The organism is Geothrix sp., from assembly GCF_030219325.1.
In the GTDB taxonomy this organism is placed as follows: Bacteria; Acidobacteriota; Holophagae; order Holophagales; family Holophagaceae; genus Geothrix.
The window spans coordinates 1672370-1691908 of record NZ_CP126625.1 but is presented as its reverse complement, the minus strand read 5'-3'; the positions used below and the strand labels follow the sequence as shown (position 1 = coordinate 1691908).

At 67.0% G+C, this 19539-nt stretch carries 20 protein-coding genes; 7 read left to right on the top strand and 13 right to left on the bottom strand.

Annotated features, from left to right (window positions below):
• Positions 1-29 precede the first annotated feature (29 nt).
• From hutU to QOZ81_RS07620, 3 genes are all read left to right on the top strand, one after another.
• Positions 30-1694, top strand: a complete 1665-nt coding sequence (gene hutU / locus QOZ81_RS07630; RefSeq protein WP_291199236.1) for a urocanate hydratase — start codon at positions 30-32, stop codon at positions 1692-1694.
• A 2-nt stretch (positions 1695-1696) separates the two neighbouring features.
• Positions 1697-2095 carry a YchJ family protein gene (locus QOZ81_RS07625; RefSeq protein ID WP_291199238.1) on the top strand — a complete coding sequence of 133 codons (399 nt, stop codon included), beginning with the start codon at positions 1697-1699 and terminating at the stop codon, positions 2093-2095.
• A 160-nt stretch (positions 2096-2255) separates the two neighbouring features.
• Positions 2256-3386, top strand: coding sequence for a hybrid sensor histidine kinase/response regulator (locus QOZ81_RS07620; RefSeq protein ID WP_291199240.1), 1131 nt, complete (start codon positions 2256-2258; stop codon positions 3384-3386).
• Positions 3387-3445: 59 nt separating this feature from the next.
• On the opposite strand, the gene QOZ81_RS07615 is transcribed toward QOZ81_RS07620, so the two are convergent.
• Complete coding sequence (locus QOZ81_RS07615) at positions 3446-5185, bottom strand: SEL1-like repeat protein (RefSeq protein ID WP_291199242.1); 1740 nt, start codon at positions 5183-5185, stop codon at positions 3446-3448.
• A gap of 97 nt (positions 5186-5282) precedes the next feature.
• Positions 5283-6167 carry a DUF1684 domain-containing protein gene (locus QOZ81_RS07610; protein WP_291199244.1) on the bottom strand — a complete coding sequence of 295 codons (885 nt, stop codon included), beginning with the start codon at positions 6165-6167 and terminating at the stop codon, positions 5283-5285.
• A gap of 85 nt (positions 6168-6252) precedes the next feature.
• Between QOZ81_RS07610 and QOZ81_RS07605 the strand changes: the two genes are divergently transcribed.
• Positions 6253-7227 (top strand): DUF1028 domain-containing protein, encoded by a 975-nt coding sequence (locus QOZ81_RS07605; protein ID WP_291199246.1) that lies wholly within the window; start codon positions 6253-6255, stop codon positions 7225-7227.
• Between the two features lie 113 nt (positions 7228-7340).
• Here the strand turns inward: QOZ81_RS07605 and lspA are convergent, their stop codons facing one another.
• The 10 genes from lspA to QOZ81_RS16755 all read right to left on the bottom strand — a co-directional run bounded on the left by lspA (position 7341) and on the right by QOZ81_RS16755 (position 16645).
• Positions 7341-7832 carry a signal peptidase II gene (gene lspA, locus QOZ81_RS07600; protein WP_291199248.1) on the bottom strand — a complete coding sequence of 164 codons (492 nt, stop codon included), beginning with the start codon at positions 7830-7832 and terminating at the stop codon, positions 7341-7343.
• Positions 7832-10576, bottom strand: a complete 2745-nt coding sequence (gene ileS, locus QOZ81_RS07595) for an isoleucine--tRNA ligase (RefSeq protein ID WP_291199250.1) — start codon at positions 10574-10576, stop codon at positions 7832-7834. Before ileS ends, lspA begins: the two co-directional genes overlap by 1 nt.
• 190 nt (positions 10577-10766) lie before the next feature.
• Positions 10767-11159, bottom strand: a complete 393-nt coding sequence (gene mscL, locus QOZ81_RS07590; protein ID WP_291199252.1) for a large conductance mechanosensitive channel protein MscL — start codon at positions 11157-11159, stop codon at positions 10767-10769.
• 57 nt (positions 11160-11216) lie between these two features.
• The gene (locus tag QOZ81_RS07585; RefSeq protein ID WP_300715370.1) at positions 11217-12365 is read right to left on the bottom strand and encodes an OmpA family protein; all 1149 of its coding nucleotides are present in this window, start codon (positions 12363-12365) and stop codon (positions 11217-11219) included.
• A 320-nt stretch (positions 12366-12685) separates the two neighbouring features.
• Positions 12686-13825, bottom strand: a complete 1140-nt coding sequence (locus QOZ81_RS07580) for an OmpA family protein (RefSeq protein ID WP_300715369.1) — start codon at positions 13823-13825, stop codon at positions 12686-12688.
• Positions 13826-14022: 197 nt separating this feature from the next.
• Positions 14023-14547 (bottom strand): biotin/lipoyl-containing protein, encoded by a 525-nt coding sequence (locus QOZ81_RS07575; protein WP_291199256.1) that lies wholly within the window; start codon positions 14545-14547, stop codon positions 14023-14025.
• A gap of 14 nt (positions 14548-14561) precedes the next feature.
• Complete coding sequence (locus QOZ81_RS07570) at positions 14562-16055, bottom strand: acetyl-CoA carboxylase biotin carboxylase subunit (protein WP_366082971.1); 1494 nt, start codon at positions 16053-16055, stop codon at positions 14562-14564.
• 44 nt (positions 16056-16099) lie between these two features.
• Positions 16100-16252 carry a biotin carboxylase N-terminal domain-containing protein gene (locus tag QOZ81_RS16765; RefSeq protein WP_441316726.1) on the bottom strand — a complete coding sequence of 51 codons (153 nt, stop codon included), beginning with the start codon at positions 16250-16252 and terminating at the stop codon, positions 16100-16102.
• Between the two features lie 44 nt (positions 16253-16296).
• Entirely contained in the window at positions 16297-16449 is a 153-nt protein-coding gene (locus tag QOZ81_RS16760; RefSeq protein ID WP_441316716.1) for a biotin carboxylase N-terminal domain-containing protein, read from the bottom strand.
• Positions 16450-16492: 43 nt separating this feature from the next.
• On the bottom strand, positions 16493-16645 hold the full coding sequence (locus tag QOZ81_RS16755; RefSeq protein ID WP_441316715.1) for a biotin carboxylase N-terminal domain-containing protein: 153 nt from the start codon (positions 16643-16645) through the stop codon (positions 16493-16495).
• A 148-nt stretch (positions 16646-16793) separates the two neighbouring features.
• Between QOZ81_RS16755 and QOZ81_RS07565 the strand changes: the two genes are divergently transcribed.
• Positions 16794-17123, top strand: a complete 330-nt coding sequence (locus QOZ81_RS07565; protein ID WP_291199260.1) for a hypothetical protein — start codon at positions 16794-16796, stop codon at positions 17121-17123.
• Position 17124: 1 nt separating this feature from the next.
• On the opposite strand, the gene coaBC is transcribed toward QOZ81_RS07565, so the two are convergent.
• Complete coding sequence (gene coaBC / locus QOZ81_RS07560; protein WP_291199262.1) at positions 17125-18327, bottom strand: bifunctional phosphopantothenoylcysteine decarboxylase/phosphopantothenate--cysteine ligase CoaBC; 1203 nt, start codon at positions 18325-18327, stop codon at positions 17125-17127.
• A 96-nt stretch (positions 18328-18423) separates the two neighbouring features.
• Here coaBC and QOZ81_RS07555 point away from each other — a divergent pair, with 96 nt between their 5' ends.
• Together QOZ81_RS07555 and QOZ81_RS07550 are read left to right on the top strand one after the other, a co-directional pair.
• Positions 18424-18708, top strand: coding sequence for a DNA-directed RNA polymerase subunit omega (locus QOZ81_RS07555; protein ID WP_291199264.1), 285 nt, complete (start codon positions 18424-18426; stop codon positions 18706-18708).
• 138 nt (positions 18709-18846) lie between these two features.
• Positions 18847-19530: a TetR/AcrR family transcriptional regulator gene (locus QOZ81_RS07550; protein ID WP_291199266.1), complete on the top strand. Its 684-nt coding sequence runs from the start codon at positions 18847-18849 to the stop codon at positions 19528-19530.
• Positions 19531-19539: the final 9 nt, after the last annotated feature.

Here is a 19539-nt window from a genome sequence, read left to right as displayed (position 1 = left end):
GGAAACTTGGGGGTTCCGCTGGAGCCCCCATGTCCACCGCTTCCGAGTCCCCCGTCATCACCGCGCCCCGCGGCACCCATCTGCACTGCAAGGGCTGGGTGCAGGAGGCGGCGCTGCGCATGCTCATGAACAACCTGGATCCCGAGGTGGCCGAGCGGCCCGAGGATCTGGTGGTCTACGGCGGCCTGGGCAAGGCGGCCCGCAACTGGGACTGCTTCCACGCCATCGTGAAGGAGCTCAAGCACCTGAACGACGACGAGACCCTGCTGGTGCAGAGCGGCAAGCCCGTGGGCGTGGTGAAGACCCATGCCGACGCCCCCCGCGTGCTCATCGCCAACTCCAACCTGGTGCCCAAGTGGGCCACCTGGGAGCACTTCCGCGAGCTGGATCAGAAGGGCCTGATGATGTACGGCCAGATGACCGCCGGCAGCTGGATCTACATCGGCAGCCAGGGCATCGTGCAGGGCACCTACGAGACCTTCGCCGAGGCCGCCCGTCAGCACTTCAATGGCACTCTGGCCGGCACCTGGACCCTCACCGCCGGCCTGGGCGGCATGGGCGGCGCCCAGCCCCTGGCCGTCACCATGAACGGCGGCGTGGCCCTCTGCATCGAGGTGGACCAGACCCGTATCCAGAAGCGCATCGACACCCGCTACCTCGATGAGTGGACCGATAACCTGGACACGGCCCTGGCCCTGGTCGATCAGTACGTGGATGCCCACGAGGCCCGCAGCATCGGCCTGCTGGGCAATGCCGCCGAGCTGCTGCCCGAAATCCTCAAGCGCGGCTACATCCCCCAGCTCGTCACGGACCAGACCTCGGCCCACGACGAATACAACGGCTACATCCCCGCCGGCATGACGCTGGAACAGGCCGCCGTCATGCGCAAGGATGAGCCCGAAGCCTATGTGCAGCGGGCCCTCGCTTCCATGCGGACCCACGTCGAGGCCATGATCGAGTTTCAGCGCCTCGGTTCGGTCACCTTCGACTACGGCAACAACATCCGTGCCCAGGCCCAGCGGGCCGGCTGCGAGAACGCCTTCGCCTTCCCGGGCTTCGTGCCGGCCTTCATCCGGCCCCTGTTCTGCAAGGGCATCGGCCCCTTCCGCTGGGCCGCGCTCTCGGGCGATCCCGCGGACATCGCCGTCACGGACGCCGCCATGATGGAGCTGTTCCCGGAAAACGAAGGCATGGTCCGCTGGATCAAGGCCGCCCAGGAGAAGATCGCCTTCCAGGGTCTGCCCGCCCGCATCTGCTGGATCGGCGCCGGGGAGCGCCACCTGGCGGGCCTGAAGTTCAACGAGCTGGTGCGCACCGGCAAGGTGAAGGCCCCCATCGTCATCGGCCGCGACCACCTGGACAGCGGCAGCGTGGCCAGCCCCAACCGCGAGACCGAGGCCATGAAGGACGGCTCCGACGCCGTCAGCGACTGGCCCCTGCTCAATGCCATGACCGCCGTGGGTGGCGGGGCCTCCTGGGTGAGCTTCCACCATGGCGGCGGCGTGGGCATGGGCTACAGCCAGCACAGCGGCGTGGTCATCGTGGCCGACGGCACCGAGCGGGCCGACCGCTGCATCGCCCGCGTCCTCTGGAACGACCCCGCCATGGGCGTCTTCCGCCACGCCGACGCCGGCTACGAATCCGCCCGCGAGCATGCCGAGACCATCGGGTTGCACATCCCCATGAAGGGTTGACCATGTCCCGTCCCTGTCCCTGCACCTCCAAGCAACCCTATGACCGCTGTTGCGGCCCCTACCATTCCGGGGGCAAGTTTCCCGATACCGCCGAGCAGCTGATGCGGTCTCGTTTCTCCGCCTACGCGCTGGGCAAGGCGGACTACCTCATCGCCACCCGCCCCGAAGCCAAGCGGGCGGAGGAGAACCGCGAGGAGCTGGCCGCCTACTGCAAGTCCGTCCAGGCCGTGGGGCTCAAGATCGTCGGGAAGGAGAAGGGGGGCAAGGACGACGACACGGGCATCGTGACCTTCCATGCCAGCCTCCAGTCCAACGGGCGCCGCACCCTCCACATCGAGACCAGCACCTTCGCCCGCGAGAACGGGCGCTGGATGTATGTCGATGGTGTCGTAAAGGAATAACGGGGCCGATTTCTCCCATCCAGGCCCCAAGTAACCGAAGCCGTCCTGCCGCCCCCGGCGGCGAGGTGGTCATTTTTCACCCACCCGTCTTTTTCATGGGCAAGGCGTGAAAATTCAAGGAACACCGGCTGCCTTCCGAGGAAAGCCTTGAGGGCAAGCCATGGAAGCAGGACCCATCTTCATCCGCCGGGCCGATCACGGGGCCCGCATCCTGGTGGTCGATGACGACGCCCTGACGCGCCGCAGCCTCCGGGCCATGCTGGAGCGGGCCTACTACCAGGTGGAAACCGCTGAGGGTGGTGTCGACGCGCTGGGGCTGCTTTCGTCCTATAAGCCGGACCTGATCCTCCTGGACATCCAGATGCCCGACATGGATGGACTGGAGGTCTGCCGGCGGATCCGCGAGTTGCCGAACGGCGACCTGCTCCCCATCATCTTCCTGACCGGGGATGAGCGGCAGGACATCCACTCCCTGGCCTTCCAGGTCAAGGGGGACGACTTCCTGCGCAAGCCCGTCCTCTCGGCCGAGCTGGTCGTCAGGATCCGCAGCCTCATGCGGCTCAAGCGGCTCCAGGCCGAGATCCAGGCGGAGCGGGACAACCTGCTCGACCTCCAGAAGCAGCGGGAGCAGCTCTTCGAGTTCATCGTCCATGACCTGAAGAATCCCCTCTCGGCCATCCAGGCTGGGCTGCAGCTGCTGGATGAGCGGGAGGACGGCGGCACCGCTTCGCGGACTCAACTCCGCCGGCTGCGGGATACCTCCCAGTACATGGGGCGGATGATCCAGAACATCCTCGACATCGGCCGCGCCGAACAGGTCGGCCTGGAGCTCCGCAAGACACGGATCCCGCTTCGCCAATGGATTCCCTGCCTGCTCAAGGAGGTGGAGTCCCTGGCCCAGTCCCGTGGGCACGACCTCGTTTGGGAATGCCCTTCCGACCTCGAGGTCGAAGCCGATCAGGAGTTCCTCCGGCGGCTCCTGCTGAACCTCCTCGACAATGCCCTGAAGTACTCGCCCCGGGGCTGTTGCACCCGGCTCGAGGCCCAGCGCACGGAGGGCGGCGTCCGTCTCGAAGTCCGCGATCAGGGCAGGGGCATTCCCGAGCACATGCGCGAGCAGATCTTCCAGAAATTCGTGCGCCTTGAAGAGGGGCAACCCGGCACCCGGTCCAGCTCGGGCCTGGGCCTGGCCTTTTGCCAGCTGGTGGCCGAAGCCCACCAGGGGCGGATCTGGGTGGAGGAGAACCCTCCGCAGGGGAGCGTCTTCATGCTGGAGCTCCCCGCCTCCTGACGATCCTGGAACAGGCCTTTCCATTTGCAGATGCTGGACTCAGAGCAGGGTCCGGGAAGTCAGGATGCCGCTGCGTGGCGGGCGGCCTCTGCCTGCACCGCGGCCACCTCCAGCCGCAGCTGGTCCAGGCGGTGCCGGGCCCGGGTGATCTGATCCGTCGTCATGCGGCGCGCCGCCTTGTCCAGGAACCGCCGCGCCCGGATCTGCGCCTCTCCTGGCTGGGCGGCACCGAGGCTGAGCCAGGCATGGGCTTCAACCAGGTTCTTCGTGCCCAGCAGGCCTTCGGCGTAGAGGTTCCCCAGGGCCACCTGGGCCCTGGCCAGCCCGTGAAGGGCCGCCTTCCGGAACAGCGGCTCGGCCTGCTGCGGCCTCCAGGTGGCCCTGGCGCCGGAGACATGGGCCAGACCGAGGTTGAACCAGGCATCGGGAACACCTTGATCCGCGGCTTTCTGGTACCAGCGCACCGCCTCCGCGGCATCGAGGCCCACGCCCCGTCCCGTGGATAGGCATACGCCCAGGTTGAGCTGGGCCGCCGCGAGGCCCTGCCCGGCCGCTTTCCGGTAGAAGGCCACGGCCTGGGGGAGATCCCGGCGAACCCCCTTGCCCTGCTCCAGCCGGAGGGCCAGGTTGAACTGGGCCCTGGCGTCCCCCATCTCGGCCGCCTTGCGGTACCACCATGTGGCCGAGCTGTCGTTGACCGGCACGCCCCAGCCGAACTCATAGGACAGGCCCAGATTGAAGCTCCCCAACGGATGCCCCTGCTCGGCGGCCCTCCAGGTCCAGAGGAAGGACTCGGCATCGTCCTTCGGCACGCCACGCCCCGTGTGGTAGGCGACCCCAAGGGCCGCCTGGGCGCGCGCGTCGCCCTGCTCCGCCGCCGCCGTGAACCAGCGGACGGCCTCACGGCCATCCACCGGCACGCCGAGCCCGTTGCTGTGGCACATGCCGAGGTGGTAGCGCGCGGAGGCGTCTCCCAGGTCGGCAGCCTTCCTGAACCACACGAGGGCCTCCTGGGGGTCCTTCGGCACGCCCCGGCCAAGACCGTGGGCCAGCCCCAGGGAGACCATGGCGGAAAGGTCGCCCTGGGCCGCGGCCTTCTGGATCCAGCGGAGGCCCTCGACCTCATCCCTGGGCACGCCCAGCCCCTCGGAAAGGCATACGCCCCATTGCCACTGCCCCTTCGCCACGCCCTGCTCCGCCGCCTTCCGCGAGAAGGCCGCCCCCTGGCCCAGGTCCCGCGGACGCCCCTTCCCGTCGAGACAGTTCGCAGCGTGGAGGAACTGTGCCAGGGCGTACCCCTGCTCGGCCGCCTTCAGCAGCTGTTCGTCGGACTGGATGAGGTCCTTCTCCACGCCCCGTCCGAGGCTGAGGCAGAGCCCGAGGTGGTACTGCGCTGGAGCAAGGCCCTGCTCCGCGGCCTTCCGGAACCAGGCCACGGCCCGGGTCTCGTCCTTGGGGATCCCCGAGCCCATGAGCAGCATCAATCCGAGGTTGAACTGGGCTTCGGGCAGCCCCTGTGCCGCCGCCTTGCCGTACCAGGCCGCCGCCTGGGCATCGTCCCGGGGCGCACCCTGCCCCGTGGCATGGCACCAGCCGAGGTTGAACTGGGCGCGGGGGTCCCCCATCTCGGCGGCCTGGCGGGTCAGGACCGCCTGGAAACCCTCCATGGGCTCGAGGCCCTTCGTCCCGCCCTCCACGCCCTTGGGCCGGGGCGCGTTATCCACCGTGCGGCCCACGCAGAGGGCACACCCGGCCCAGGCGAGGCCCGCCACCTTCAGCAACCATCGGAAGTCGGACATCATCCATTCGCCAGACAAACACCCGGACCTGACCGCGGGTGGGGAGTGGAAACAATCACGGATCCCAGCCCGAGGCCAGGTGCAGGCACGGGCCGGCTCAGTGACCCTCGGGCTCCTTCTCGCCGGCACGGACCTCAAAGCCCAGCTGGTTCTGTCTGGGCGGCAGAGGACAGGTGGCGAACAGCGTGAAGGCACAGGGCGGATTGATGGCCCGGTTGAAATCCAGGATGACCTTGCCGCCCTTCGGCATGTCGGCATACAGGAAGCGCCCGGCCGGGTAGGTGCCGTGGGCGCTGGTGGCGTCCTTGAAGATGATGAAGAGCTCAGGATGCTCACCCTCCTCGAGCATGGGCTCGAGCGTGACCTCGCGGCCGCCCACCTTGAACTTGAGGAGACCGGGAGCGGTCATGGGTTCCGTGGTGCCCAACACCGTGGGAATGGCCCGGGTCTGGGGCGTGGCGTAGGGGATGAACTCCGCCTCCACGCGCCAGGCCGCATCCACGGGATAGCGGGGCACGCCGTGGAAGGCCTTGCGCGCGGGGTTCTCGGAATCCTTGACGCGAACGCCCAGCCGGGTTCCGCGGCGGATCAGGTAGAACTTCACCCGCCCGGCCGTGAACACATCCGGCGTCCCGTCGGCGTCCGACTTCAGCACGGTTTCGGTCGCAGGCTTGCCGTTGAGGAGCAGGCCACCGCCAGGGAGGGGCTTGAACCGCACCGCCGTGCCTTCCAGGACGAACAGGCCCGCCCTGGCCGGTGCGGCCCACTCGGGCAGGAGCACGGTGGAGCCGGGGGCAGAGCCGAGCGTGTTCTCGCCCTGGTTCAGCCAGTCCCGGCCGATGAGGGTGAGCCAGCCATCCTCGGCCATCAGCCGGGCCTCGCGTGCCGCGTGCCAGGCGTCCACGGACTGGACGTAGCCTTCCGGCGTCTGGGCCGACAGACCCAGGGTGCTGAAGAGGAGGAGTGCGGGCCATCGATTCATGGAGACCATCGTACCAGCCCGGACTGGGCCAGATGCCCCAGAAGCATCTAGGATGACCCAGGTCCCGATCACAACTGGAGTCCCCATGCGATGCCCCGCCTTGTTCCTGTTGGTCTTCTTCGCGCTGGATGGAAGCGCGGGGGAGGCCCCCCGCCGCCCCGTCCACACCTATTCCATCGTCGCCCGGGATTCCGTGACCGGGGATCTGGGCGTGGCGGTGCAGAGCCACTGGTTCTCGGTCGGTTCGGCCGTGCCCTGGGCGGAGCCGGGTGTGGGTGCCGTGGCCACGCAGAGCTTCACCGAACCCAGCTATGGCCCCCTGGGGCTCGCGCTCATGAAGGCGGGCAAGTCCGCGCCCGAGGCCATGAAGGCCCTGCTCTCGGCCGACGCGGATCGGGAGGTGCGCCAGGTGGCCATGGTGGACGCCCAGGGCCGCGCCGCGGCGCACACCGGCGCCAAGTGCATCCAGGCTGCGGGCCACGAAGTGGGCGAAGGCTTCACGGTCGAAGCCAATCTCATGGACCAGGCCAGCGTCTGGCCCGCCATGGCCAAGGCTTTCCGCAGCACCAAGGGCGACCTCGCGGATCGTCTGCTGGCGGCCCTCCGCGCGGCCCAGGCCGAAGGCGGTGACATCCGCGGGAAACAAAGCGCCGCCATCCTCATCGTGAAAGGCAAACCCTCAGGCCAGCCCTGGAACGATCGCCTCTTCGACCTGCGGGTGGAGGACAGTTCGGATCCGCTGAAGGAACTGGGCCGCCTCATCCAGCTGCGCCGGGCCTACCGGCTCATGGATGAGGGCGATGGCTTCGTCACCGCCAGCAAGTGGGCCGAGGCCAAGGCCGCCTATGAGGCGGCCGCGAAGCTGGCCCCCGGCATCTGGGAGATGCCCTTCTGGCAGGCCGTGGTCCTGGCCTCCAGCGGCAAGCTCAACGAGGCCCTGCCCCTCTTCAAGCAGGTCTTCGCCGCGGAACCCTTCTGGAAGCGCCTCGTGCCAAGGCTCGCCGACGTGGACCAGCTGCCCAAGGATGCGGCCCTGCTCAAAGCCATCGAAGCTCAGTAGCAAACGTAGGGTTTGCCACGGATGAACACAGATAAACGCGGATAAAAAGGAAGATCCTTATCTGCGTTCATCCGTGTTCATCTGTGGTTGAATACCCGTCTCCCCCCTGGGCTTCAGGTTGCCGGTGTGGGGTGGTCGCCCTTGGAGGCCAGGATCATCCGCAGGGCATAGAGGATGGCCCCCACGAGGATGAAGCTGTCGGCGAGGTTGAAGGTCCAGTAGTGCCAGGTGCCGAACACGAAGTCGAGGAAGTCCACTACAGCGCCGCGGTAGAGGCGGTCGATGCCGTTCCCCAGGGCTCCGCCCAGGATGAGCCCCAGCGCCAGGCGCTCCCAGGCTGAGGTCTCCTTCGCCAGGAAGAGCCGGCCGAAATAGATGAGCGCGGCCAGCCCCGCCAGGGCGAAGAGCAGGTACCGCGCCGAGGCGGGAAGCCAGGTCAGGCTGCCGAAGATGGCCCCCCGGTTGAAGCCCAGCGTCAGGTAGAAGAAGCCCTTGATGACGGGCAGGGATTCCCCCTCCCCGATGGTCCGCAGGACCCAGGCCTTGGAGCCGAGATCGGCGACGAGCGCCGAGACCGGCAGGAGCAACCAGCAGAGTCGGCGCACTAGCCCACCACCTTGGCACAGCGGGCACAGAGGGCGGCATCCTCGCCGGTTCCGTGGCCGCCCTTGTGGTTCCAGCAGCGGGGGCACTTCTGCCCGTCGTGGGTGGTGACCGCGACGATGGGGCCGCTGTCGGCGCTCGAAGCTGCGCTTCGCACGATGGAGGAAACCACGAGCAGGTCGTCCAGGGATTCGCCGAGGGTTTCAAGCAGGTCCCAATCCGCCTGATCCTTCAGCGTGATCTGAACGGCCGCATCCAGGCTGGTGCCGATGGTCTTGGCGGCCCGATGGGGCTCCATGGCCGCCTGGACAGCTTCACGCACCTCCCAGAGCTTTTCCCACTTCGGCTCAGCCGCGGCGCCGTTGAGCGAGGGGAACCTCTGCTCGTGAACACTTCCTTCGCAACCCGGGATCTGCTCCCAGGCTTCGTCGGCGGTGAAGCTCATGACCGGGGCCAGCAGGGTGCAGAGGCCCTTGGCCAGCTCCCAGCAGGTGTGGCGGCAGCTGCGGCGGCGGGCGGAATCCAGGGCGTCGCAGTAGAGCCGGTCCTTGATGATCTCGAAGTAGCGACCGGAGAGCTCCAGCTGGCAGAAGCCGTGGATGGCCTGGGTGGCGCGGTGGAACTCGAAGCGCGTGTAGGCGTCCCGGGCTTCCACCGTGGTGCGGGCGAAGGCGTCCAGCACCCAGCGGTCCAGCGGTGCGAGGTCCGCGGGCGCGACGACATCTTTGGCGGGATCGAAATCCGCCAGGGCCCCCAACAGGAAACGCAGGGTGTTGCGGATCTTGCGGTAGGCATCGGCGCTGCGGTCGAGGATCTCCTTGGAGATTCGGATGTCCTCGCTGTAGTCGCAGCTGGCGGCCCACCAGCGCAGGATGTCGGCGCCCAGGGTCTTGAGGATCTCCTCGGGCGTGATGACGTTGCCCAGGCTCTTGGACATCTTCTGGCCCTTGCCGTCCAGCACGAAGCCGTGGGTGACGACCTGCTTGTAGGGCTTGGTGCCCGTGGCGGCGAGGTTGAAGAGCAGCGAGCTGTGGAACCAGCCCCGGTGCTGGTCCGAGCCTTCCAGGTAGATGAACTGGCTGTAGTCGGAGCGGCTCAGCTCTGGGTGGGATTCGCAGACGACCGAGGCGCTGACGCCGGAGTCGATCCACACGTCGAGGATGTCCGTCTCCTTGAGGAAGGCCCCGCAACCGCAGCGGCACTTGGCCCCTGCTGGCAGCAGCTGTTCCACCGGAAGTTCGGCCCAGGCTTCGATGCCGCCCTTCTCGATGGCGGCGGCGGCGGTTTCGAAGATGGAGGCGGCCACCAGCGGCTCGCCACAGGCTTCGCAGCGCAGCACGGTGATGGGCGTGCCCCAGGCCCGCTGGCGGCTGATGCACCAGTCGGGGCGACCCGCGATCATGGCGTGGATGCGGTTCTGGCCCTGGGCGGGGATCCACTGGGTCTGTTCGACACCTTCGATGCCCAGTTCCCGAAGACTGCGGCCCTTCCCGGCCAGCTCCGAGTCCATGGTGATGAACCACTGCTCCGTGGCGCGGAAGAGGATGGGTGTCTTGGTGCGCCAGCAGTGGGGATAGCTGTGGGTGAGGGACTCCTCGTGGAGCAGCGCACCGATGCGCCGGAGCTTGTCCACCACCAGCGGGTTGCACTCGAAGATGTTCTTCCCCTCCAGCTCAGGATCATCCACGGCGGGCAGGAACTTGCCGTCGGGCCCCACCAGCTGGAGCAGGCCCAGGTGGTGGGCCAGGTTGAAGTCATCCACTCCGTGATCGGGCGCGGTGTGGACCAGGCCCGTGCCCGTGTCGGCGACGACATAGTCCGCCAGCAGAACCGGGCTCTGCCGGTCGATCCAGGGATGCCGTGCCACGAGGGTCTGGAACTCCTTGCCCTTGCGGATCTCCACAGTGTGCAGCTCGACGCCGAGCTTCTTCCCGAAGTCCTCGCGCAGGGTGACGGCCACGATGTAGTGGCGGTCAGTGTCACCCACGCGGGCGCGGACGACGGCGTACTCGAGATCCGGATGCATGGCCACCGCCAGGTTGCTGGGCAGCGTCCAGGGCGTGGTGGTCCAGATGGGCACGAAGAGCGGCGTGGGCAGTTCCAGGCGCCGGGCCTCGGCGTCCGTGACCGGGAAGGCCACGGTGATGGCCGGGCTAGTCTTGTCTGCGTATTCGACTTCCGCCTCGGCCAGGGCCGTGCGGGCGCCATAGCTCCAATGCACGACCTTCAGCTTGCGGGTGACGCTGCCGCTGTCGAAGAGCCGGGCCAGGTGGCGCACGGTCTCGGCCTCATAGGCGGGATCCATGGTCACGTAGGGCTGCTCCCAGGCGCCCAGCACGCCCAGGCGCTGGAAGGCCGTACGCTGCGTGTCGATCCACTTCTGCGCGTAGGCCCGGCAGCGCTGGAGGAAGTCGGCGCGGCTCATCTCGCGGCGCTTGGGCCCCAGATCCTTCTCGACGGCATGCTCGATGGGCAGGCCGTGGCAGTCCCAGCCCGGCACGTAGGGCGACTCGTAGCCCTCCATCCAGCGGGACTTCACCACCACGTCCTTGAGGATCTTGTTCAGCGCGTGGCCCATGTGGATGGCGCCGTTGGCGTAGGGGGGGCCGTCATGCAGAACCTCGCGGCCCTTCCCCTTCCCCGCCGCGTTATCGGCCTTGCGCCTGGCCTCGATGCGGCGGTACAGGCTTTCGGCCTTCCAGCGCTCCAGCCGCTTGGGCTCACGCTGCGGCAGGTCGGCCTTCATGGGGAAGTCCGTTTTCGGAAGAAAAACGGAATATTTCTTAACCGGAGCTTGCTCGCTCATCGGCGCCCTCGTGCGTCGGGGGGCGCACCCAAGCGCCCCGGGGTTGATCTTCCAGTTCACCACGGAAACCCTTGCGCTCACAAGGGAAAGGGCCCGGATGACCGGGCCCTTTCAGGGAGTCGAGGGCGGCTCAGAGCTGGCTGGTGCAGTGCTTGCAGCGGGTGGCCTTGAGGGGCACCTGCTCCAGACAGGCTGGGCATTCCTTGGTGTCCGGCGCGGCTGCCGGGGCTTCTTCCTTCTTGATGAAGCGGCCCAGGAGCTTGATCAGCACCAGGAAGATCACCAGGGCGATGATCAGGAAGTTGATCGTTGCACCCAGGACGGCACCGATGCGGAACTTGCCGAAGACCCACTCTTCCCATTTGATGTTCGCGGGCAGCACGTAGGTCACCAGAGGCATGACCATGCCATCCACGAAGGCAGTGACGATCTTGCCGAAGGCGCCGCCCACGACCACGGCCACGGCCAGATCGATGACGTTGCCCTTCATGATGAAGGCCTTGAATTCGTCTTTCATGGACATGGCGTCCCTCCGGAAAGGACGGCGGGGGCCGGAACCCCCGCCGCTGGGTCATCCAACCTACTTGGTGGCCTTCTTCGCGGTTTTCTTGGACGTCGCAGCGGGAGGGGTCGCCTCCACCACGCCGGTTTCGGTCTTGCGGACTTCCGTCTTGCCGTCCTTGACCTTGACGTCGATCTCCACGCGCCGGTTCTTGGCCTGGCCTTCCTTGGTCTTGTTGTCGGCAATGGGCTTGTCGGGACCAACGCCCACGGTGGACACCCGGGAGGCGACCACCCCCGATTCAATCAGGATGTTGGCCACCGCATCGGCCCGCAGCTTGGAGAGGGACTTGTTCAGGGCCTTGCCGCCGATGGAGGACGTGTGCCCGCTCACCACCAGGGAGTAGTCGCCCGGGTAGGCCTTGAGACCATCCGCCACCTTCTGGATGGCGGCCTTGGCATCCGGACCCAGCTCGGCCTTGCCGTTGGCGAAGTGCAGCACGGCCTCGTCCAGCACGATCTTGGCCGGTGGAGGCGGGGGTGGCGGAGGCGGCACGGGCTTGGCGACCTCCTTCGGCGGTTCGGGGGCCGGGGGCGGAGGAGGCGGTGGGGGCGGCGCCACGGGCTCAGGCTTGGGTTCCGGCATGGGTTCGGGTGCAGGAGCGGGAGCCGGCACTGGCGCGGCCTTCCTGCCACCCCAGGTGTAGCCCAGGCCCAGCGTGGCCAGGTACTCCGTCCTGGATTTGGGCAGTTCCACCCGGACGGCTTTGGCACTCAGATCCAGCAGGAAACTCTCCGCAGGCCGGGTCATGAGACCCACCCCGGCGTGGTAATTGAATCGGGTGGTGAGCTGCCCGCTGGGCGAGTAGCCGCTGCTCACCGTCGAACCGCCCACGCCTGCAGCGAGATAGGGATACCAGTCCTCGGCTCCGGGACGCAGGTTGTAAAGCCCCGAGACAAGCAGGTGAGCTTCATCCCCTTTGGGGGCGGAGGGCCCTTTGCTCTCGAGGTCGTTCTTCAAGGCGCGGACATCCAGGCCCCAACGATTGGTGTACCAGTGCCCCACGCCAAGACCATAGTGAAATTGATCCTTGAACTTGTACCCATTCCACTTGGCATCAGAATCGAAAGAAGTCTGCCCCAGGTAGCCAGCGACCCAGGCGGTCCCCTGCTGGGCGGAAAGTGTCAAGGCAGTCCCGGCGAGCAGGAACAGCAAGGTTTTTTTCATCTAGTCCTCCAATGGCGAGGTGTGACCTCCATCACACACTAGCCTCGCAGTCGGGCTGGTTCAAATGGAAACACGCACTTTACCTTCCAGGACTTCTTCCAAAACCCCTGATGCACCTGAAAACCATTGGCATTTTTTCAACCGTCATGACAATCGACTGCCGGTTCATGCCTGGTACCACCAGCAGGTTTTGAACCTGGGCTAGTCGGCGTCTTTGGGATCTTACAAAAGCCCGTCAGGTTGGAGTGGCCTCCGGGAGAGACCAAGACGAATCAGGGGGGCCAGGAGATCCCTGCCCCCCTTCAAAGCATCCGACCTTCCTATTTCCCGGCCTTCTTGATGGGTTTCCGGGGCGTGGGGGCGGGCAAGGTCGCCTCCACCACGCCGGTTTCGGTCTTGCGGACTTCCGTCTTGCCATCCTTGACCTTGACGTCGATCTCCACGCGCCGGTTCTTGGCCTGGCCTTCCTTGGTCTTGTTGTCGGCAATGGGCTTGTCGGGACCAACGCCCACGGTGGACACCCGGGAGGCGACCACGCCGGATTCGATCAGGATGTTGGCCACCGCATCGGCCCGCAGCTTGGAGAGGGACTTGTTCAGGGCCTTGCCGCCGATGGAGGACGTGTGCCCGCTCACCACCAGGGAGTAGTCGCCCGGGTAGGCCTTGAGACCATCCGCCACCTTCTGGATGGCGGCCTTGGCATCCGGACCCAGCTCGGCCTTGCCGTTGGCAAAGTGCAGCACGGCCTCGTCCAGCACGATCTTGGCCGGTGGAGGCGGGGGTGGCGGAGGCGGCACGGGCTTGACGACCTCCTTCGGCGGTTCGGGGGCCGGGGGCGGAGGAGGCGGTGGGGGCGGCGCCACGGGCTCAGGCTTGGGTTCCGGCATGGGTTCGGGTGCAGGAGCGGGAGCCGGCACTGGCGCGGCCTTCCTGCCACCCCAGGTGTAGCCCAGGCCCAGCGTGGCCAGGTATTCAGTCCTGGCATCCCAGTGCGGACCGACCCGGATCCCCTTGGCACTGAGATCAAGCATCAAACCATCCGTCAACTTCCCCATGATTCCGATGCCGCCGTGGTAATTGATCAGGGTGGTGCCATCACTTTTCCCGGAGTAGGGGGACCCGACGTTCGTCGCTCCCAGCCCCGCGGACAGATAGGGGTACCAGTTGCTGGCACCTGGATAGAGGTTGATGAGCCCAGAGGCCATCAGGTGAACCTCCTGGCTCTTGGAAGACCCCGGGGCATTCTTGGGCTGGATGTCCGTGCGCAGCACGCGGAGATCCAGACCGAAGAGGTCCGTGTACCAGTGCCCGACCCCGGCCCCGAGGTGCACCTGGTCCTTGAGGATCGACCCGTTCCCGAATCGAGTCTGGCCAAGGTGGCCAGTGACCCAGGATTGGCCCTCCTGTGCCTGGACCACCAGAGTCGCTCCTGCCAGTACCAGAAAGAAAAGATTCCTCATGGCTGCCTCCCGCAAAGGCGGGACTCCTGTCCCGCGCAATTCCGCACCCAATCCTCATCGGTAGTCTGACTGAAAATTGGAGAATTCCCCTAATCACTTGAATTCCCGTGCGTGATCGACCTAGCTTCCCGGTGCTGGTCTTCAGCTCGTTCTGCATCCTCTTGGTATCACCTGCGCCGATACGCAAGGCCTCCCGCTCAGACTTCGGGCGCCACCACGGTAATAAGAGCCGCTCCAGTTTCCACGGTGGCGCCCTCCTGGACATGCACGGTCGCGACGGTTCCGGTGGTGCTGGTCTTCAGCTCGTTCTGCATCTTCATCGCCTCCATGACGAGGAGGGTTTGTCCTTCCTGGACCTGGTCCCCGGCTTTCACGAGCAGCTTCACGATCTTGCCGGGCATGGGGGAGGCCAGCAGCCCGCCTCCGGCGCCTGCTCCACCGGTGCCGGACAGCAGGGTGCGGCGGGGATCCACCAGGGAGAACTCGTAGGCTCCGTCGTAGAGCATGGCGCGGTAGGCGTGGGCTTCGGGATCGGGGGACTTGGCCTGGTCCAGGCGGACCTCCACGGAACGGCCATCCATGAGGATCGAATAGCAGCCGGGCTCCAGTTCGAGAATGTCGATGGGGTGGCCCTCCCCTTCCCAGACCAGTGTGGTCATGCCGTCCTGGTGGGTGAGTTCCACATCCTGCGTGTCTTTGCCGAGGATTAGTGAACGTTTCATCTGCTTCTCCTCAGCTATAACCGGTTGAACCGGCCCCAGTGTTTCCAGGCATCGGGCCTGCCTTCACCACCCGACGCAGGTTGCACGGCACGGCGCTGTTCTGTTTCGAGCTCGTGCAGCAGGGCTGCGGCCACCGCGAATTTGAGATCGGGCCCCTGCTCCTTCCGCTTCCAGAATGGCTTGTCGAGCATGCCCGTGTGCAGCGCGCCGGAGCGGAAGGGCTCGTGCTCCATGAGCGCCTCGTGGAAGGCGATGTTGTGGCGGATGCCCCCGATGCGGTACTCACCCAGTGCCGCGCGCATGCGCTCGATGGCTTCCAGGCGCGTGGGCCCCCAGGTGCTCAGCTTGCTGATCATGGGGTCGTAGAACATCGGCACCTCGGCTCCTTCGTAGACGCCGCTGTCGTCGCGCACGTTGCGTCCGCTGGGCGTGCGCAGGTAGGTGATGCGCCCCGGGCTCGGCATGAAGTTCTTGTCGGGATCCTCCGCATAGACCCGGCACTCCATGGCCCAGCCGTTGAGGGGGATCTCCTCCTGCGCCATGGGCAGCTTCTCGCCCCGGGCCACCAGGATCTGCCACTTCACAAGATCCAGCCCCGTGATCCACTCCGTGACGGGGTGCTCCACCTGCAAGCGGGTGTTCAGCTCCAGGAAATAGAAGTTGCGGTCGGCGTCCGCCAGGAACTCGACGGTGCCCGCGCCGACGTAATCCACGGCCTTGGCCACCTTCAGGGCCGCCTCGCCCATGGCCTTGCGCATCTCTGGCGTCACGTGCGGACTCGGCGCCTCCTCGATCACCTTCTGGTGGCGCCGCTGCACCGAGCATTCCCGTTCGTGCAGATAGACGCGGTTGCCGTGGGTGTCTCCGAAGATCTGGATCTCGATGTGGCGGGGCTGGACGATGGCCTTCTCCACGTAGACGCTGTCATCGCCGAAGGAGGAGAGCGCTTCGCCGCGGGCTCGGGCCAGGGAGGCGGTGAATTCATCGGCCTTGTGCACGAGCCGCATGCCCTTGCCGCCACCGCCCATGGCGGCCTTGAGCATCACGGGGAAGCCGATCTTCTGGGAGGCGGCCAGCAGGGCCTCGTCGGCCATGGTCTCCTGGATGCCCGGCACCACGGGACATCCTGCCTGGAGGGCCACGACCCTGGCCGCGGTCTTGGAGCCCATGCTCTCGATGGATTCGGGCCGGGGCCCGATGAAGGTGATGCCCGCGGCCGCGAAGGCCCGCGCCGCACCGGCATTCTCGGAAAGGAAGCCGTAACCCGGGTGGACGGCGTCGGCACCGCTGCGCCTGCAGACGTCGAGGATCTTCTCCACCACCAGGTAGCTCTCCCGGGCGGCGGCGGGCCCGATGAAGTAGGCCTCGTCCGCCATGCGCACGTGCAGGGCGGCGCGGTCTGCCTCCGAGTACACCGCCACGGTGGGGATGCCCATCTCGCGGCAGGTACGGATCACGCGGATCGCTATTTCGCCGCGGTTCGCAATCAGGATCTTGGTCACAGGCATCTTGGTCATCCTTCCTTAAGATTCCTTCTGGACTGGCGCCCCGGTCACGCCCGTGGCGAGATACCGGTCCCCGATCGCTTCGCTCCCGCTCCCCGCTTTGCGGGATCGCGGAGGGGACCTCGCATCTCGCGGCAAGTACGGATCACGCGGATCGCTATTTCGCCGCGGTTCGCAATCAGGATCTTGGTCACAGGCATCTTGGTCATCCTTCCTTAAGATTCCTTCTGGACTGGCGCCCCGGTCACGCCCGTGGCGAGATACCGGTCCCCGATCGCTTCGCTCCCGCTCCCCGCTTTGCGGGATCGCGGAGGGGACCTCGCATCTCGCGGCAGGTACGGATCAAGCGGATCGCTATTTCGCCGCGGTTCGCAATCAGGATCTTGGTCACAGACATCTGGTCATCCTTCCTTAAGATTCCTTCTGGACTGGCGCCCCGGTCACGCCCATGGCGAGATACCGGTCCCCGATCGCTTCGCTCCCGCTCCCCGCTTTGCGGGATCGCGGAGGGGACCTCGCATCTCGCGGCAGGTACGGATCACGCGGATCGCTATTTCGCCGCGGTTCGCAATCAGGATCTTGGTCACAGACATGGGAGGGCCTCGGATTCGGGCATGATGGATGGCGATGATTTCTTTCAGACTAGCAAACCCACTCCTCTCCATCACCCTTTGCGTCCTGATAATCGGGTGCGGCCGCAAAGGTGACCCCATCCCCAGGCCCCGCGCGGCGGCCCAGGCCATGGAGGTGCGCCTTGAGGGGCTCCGCCAGGTCAGGCTGATCCTGCCCTCGACCGACGTGAAGGGCGGCCCCCTCGTGGGCGTGGAGGTGGTGCGGGTGCTCTACCTGCCCCTCGGGCTCACCAAGCCCACGCCGGAGGATGTCTTCAGCCGCGGGGAGGTGGTCCTGGAGCGGCGGCGCCCGGACCTGCCGGGGCCCGGCTCGGCCCTCCTTATGGATCTGAAGTCCCTGCAGCGGCCCCAGGGCTGGATCGTGGTGGTCGCTGTCCGCGTGGGCAATGTGCCCGGCCGCCCCAGCGACGTGCTGCCCTGGATGGACCCGGCACTCTGAGTCAGTTCCGCCCGCCCTCAAGCCGCTGGCCCCACCATTGCACGACAGCCCGGGCCAGTTGGTCCTTCGGCAGGGGGCCCAGGACCGGGTGCGGCCCCTGGGCGGTGAGGGGGGTGAGCACGTTCGCCTGGGCCCCAAAGCCGCGTCCGGCCTGGACATCATTGACGAGGATGGCGTCCAGGTGCTTCTTCCTCAGCTTTTCGCCCGCATGCTCCAGATGCTTCTCACTCTCGGCGGCGAAGCCGACCACCCACTGATCCGGTCGCCGGACCGCGGCCAGGGTGGCCAGGATGTCCGGGGTGCGCACCAGGGCCAGGGCCTCGGTGCCATCGGTCTTCTTCACCTTCTCCTTGGACGCGGCTTCGGGGCGCTGGTCGGCCACGGCGGCCGCGGCCACGAGCCCATCCGAGTCGGCCCAGCGCGCCTCGCAGGCCTCCAGCATCTGCCGGGCGCTGCGGACCCGCGTCGTCTCCACGCCCCAGGGCGCCGGCAGGTCGCCGCCGAGCACCAGCTGCACCTGGGCGCCCACGTCCCGGAAAGCCCTCGCCAGCTCGATGCCCATGGCCCCGGTGCTGCGGTTGGTGAGGGTGCGGACCGGATCCAGATCCTCCCGGGTGGGACCTGCGGTGAGGAGCACTCGACGCCCGTTCAGGCTCCCCAGTTTGGGAGTGCCGTGGACCTGGATGGCCTCGGCGATGGAGGCGACGTCCGCCAGCTTCCCCGAGCCTTCCTCGCCGCAGGCCAGGACACCTTCGCCCGGGTCCACCACCGCGTGGCCGAAGCTGCGGAGCCGCTGCAGGTTGGCCTGCACCGCGGGGTGCTCCCACATGCCGGTGTTCATGGCCGGCGCCCACAGCACCGGGGCCCGGGTGGCCAGCAGGACCGTGCTGAGCAGGTCGCTGGCCAGGCCGTTGGCGGCCTTGCCCAGGATGTTCGCGGTGGCGGGCACCACGGCCACCAGGTCCGCCCAGCGGGCCAGTTCGATGTGCTCGATGCTGGGGTTGGCCCGCCACTCGCCCTGGTCCGGGTTGGCGCCGTAGCAGGGCTCGCCCGTCAGGCTCGTGAGGGTCAGCGGCGTGATGAACCGGGAACCGGCCTCGGTCAGGATGCAGCGCACCCGGTGGCCCTGGTTGGCCAGCAACCGGGCCAGCTCAGCGGACTTGTAGGCGGCGACGCCGCCAGTGATGCCGAGGATGATCTGCATGAGGTCGACTCCGGGAGCCCATCCTACCCTAGGCTCCCCCCCAATCCGTTGCCGGAACACCTTTCAGATGCTATGCTTCCAGGTTCGGAGTGGCCCATGACCCAGCGCACCATTGTTCGTGTCCCGGAAGAAATCGCCAACAAGTACCGCTTCGTCGTCATCGCGGGCAAGCGCTGCGAGCAGCTCCAGCGCGGCGCCTTCCCCAAGGTCGAGGTTGTCGTGCCCGTCAACAAGCACGGCCAGGCCCAGGATGCCCCCAAGCTCGCCTCCTTCTGGGGCCAGGTGGCGGTGGCCGAGGTCGAGGAGAACCGCATCGCCTTCGAGGAGGCCGAAATCCTCACCATCGAAGACACCACGGTGGTTCCCATCTCAGGCGAATGACCCCGAGGTCACCCCTGGAGAGCCCCCGCCAGCGGGGGCTTTTTCATGCCCCGACGCCATTTCCACACTCAATGACATTGTCCCTTGCGCCAGCGGTGGACGCGCGACACAATTCAACACTCGTTGAATTGGACACTCATGCCCCCGACCCGCCAGCCGCGTACCCGAGGTCCCAAGCCCACCAAGATGGATCCGGACCAGCTGCTGGACGCGGCGCAGGCCGTGTTTGCACAGGAGGGCTTGCGCGCCGCCAGCCTTCGGGCCATCGCCCGTCATGCGGGCTGCGATCCTGCCCTGATCTACTACCACTTCGACAGCAAGGAGGCGCTCTTCGCGGCCCTTCTGGCCCGCCGGTTCCCCCGGGTGCTCCGGGAGATGGAGCAGCTGGCCGATCCTGGCGACCTCCGCCCCACGGCGGAACGGCTCTGGGCGGTGCTGCTGGTCTATCACCGCCACCTGAGGGATGACCCGGGTCTGCGGTCCATGATCCGCGGGGAGATCGTCCGGGGCGCCGAGGGCCTGACAGACCTGATCGAGGCCCGGATCCGCCCCATCGTGATGGCCGTCCGCGCCATCTTCGACCAGGGCATCGCCCGGGGCGACCTGCGCCCTGACCTTCAGCCCCTGCTGGCCACCTTCTTCCTGGTGCGGATGCAGATCGAGATCCTCGACCTGCTCCCGGCCCTCCTGCCCCGGCTCGCGGGCCCCGCCTCCCAGCTGGACCTGGCCGGTGGCATGCGGGCCTGGTTCGACCTGTTCTGGCGCGGGGTCGCCCGGCATCCCGCCGTCCCCCTGCCTCCCCTGCCCGACCCGGACCACTGAGAGGGGCCC

Bases quoted from the DNA above. Each gene is read 5' to 3' on its own strand.
- QOZ81_RS07610 (WP_291199244.1), bottom strand. From the start codon at position 6,167: ATGAATCGATGGCCCGCACTCCTCCTCTTCAGCACCCTGGGTCTGTCG.
- QOZ81_RS07550 (WP_291199266.1), top strand. From the start codon at position 18,847: ATGCCCCCGACCCGCCAGCCGCGTACCCGAGGTCCCAAGCCCACCAAG.
- hutU (WP_291199236.1), top strand. From the start codon at position 30: ATGTCCACCGCTTCCGAGTCCCCCGTCATCACCGCGCCCCGCGGCACC.
- QOZ81_RS16760 (WP_441316716.1), bottom strand. From the start codon at position 16,449: ATGTCTGTGACCAAGATCCTGATTGCGAACCGCGGCGAAATAGCGATC.
- mscL (WP_291199252.1), bottom strand. From the start codon at position 11,159: ATGTCCATGAAAGACGAATTCAAGGCCTTCATCATGAAGGGCAACGTC.
- QOZ81_RS07585 (WP_300715370.1), bottom strand. From the start codon at position 12,365: ATGAAAAAAACCTTGCTGTTCCTGCTCGCCGGGACTGCCTTGACACTT.
- ileS (WP_291199250.1), bottom strand. From the start codon at position 10,576: ATGAAGGCCGACCTGCCGCAGCGTGAGCCCAAGCGGCTGGAGCGCTGG.
- QOZ81_RS07555 (WP_291199264.1), top strand. From the start codon at position 18,424: ATGACCCAGCGCACCATTGTTCGTGTCCCGGAAGAAATCGCCAACAAG.
- QOZ81_RS07615 (WP_291199242.1), bottom strand. From the start codon at position 5,185: ATGTCCGACTTCCGATGGTTGCTGAAGGTGGCGGGCCTCGCCTGGGCC.
- QOZ81_RS07570 (WP_366082971.1), bottom strand. From the start codon at position 16,055: ATGCCTGTGACCAAGATCCTGATTGCGAACCGCGGCGAAATAGCGATC.
- QOZ81_RS07625 (WP_291199238.1), top strand. From the start codon at position 1,697: ATGTCCCGTCCCTGTCCCTGCACCTCCAAGCAACCCTATGACCGCTGT.
- QOZ81_RS07580 (WP_300715369.1), bottom strand. From the start codon at position 13,825: ATGAGGAATCTTTTCTTTCTGGTACTGGCAGGAGCGACTCTGGTGGTC.
- QOZ81_RS07605 (WP_291199246.1), top strand. From the start codon at position 6,253: ATGCGATGCCCCGCCTTGTTCCTGTTGGTCTTCTTCGCGCTGGATGGA.
- coaBC (WP_291199262.1), bottom strand. From the start codon at position 18,327: ATGCAGATCATCCTCGGCATCACTGGCGGCGTCGCCGCCTACAAGTCC.
- QOZ81_RS07575 (WP_291199256.1), bottom strand. From the start codon at position 14,547: ATGAAACGTTCACTAATCCTCGGCAAAGACACGCAGGATGTGGAACTC.
- QOZ81_RS16755 (WP_441316715.1), bottom strand. From the start codon at position 16,645: ATGTCTGTGACCAAGATCCTGATTGCGAACCGCGGCGAAATAGCGATC.
- QOZ81_RS07565 (WP_291199260.1), top strand. From the start codon at position 16,794: ATGGAGGTGCGCCTTGAGGGGCTCCGCCAGGTCAGGCTGATCCTGCCC.
- QOZ81_RS07620 (WP_291199240.1), top strand. From the start codon at position 2,256: ATGGAAGCAGGACCCATCTTCATCCGCCGGGCCGATCACGGGGCCCGC.
- QOZ81_RS16765 (WP_441316726.1), bottom strand. From the start codon at position 16,252: ATGCCTGTGACCAAGATCCTGATTGCGAACCGCGGCGAAATAGCGATC.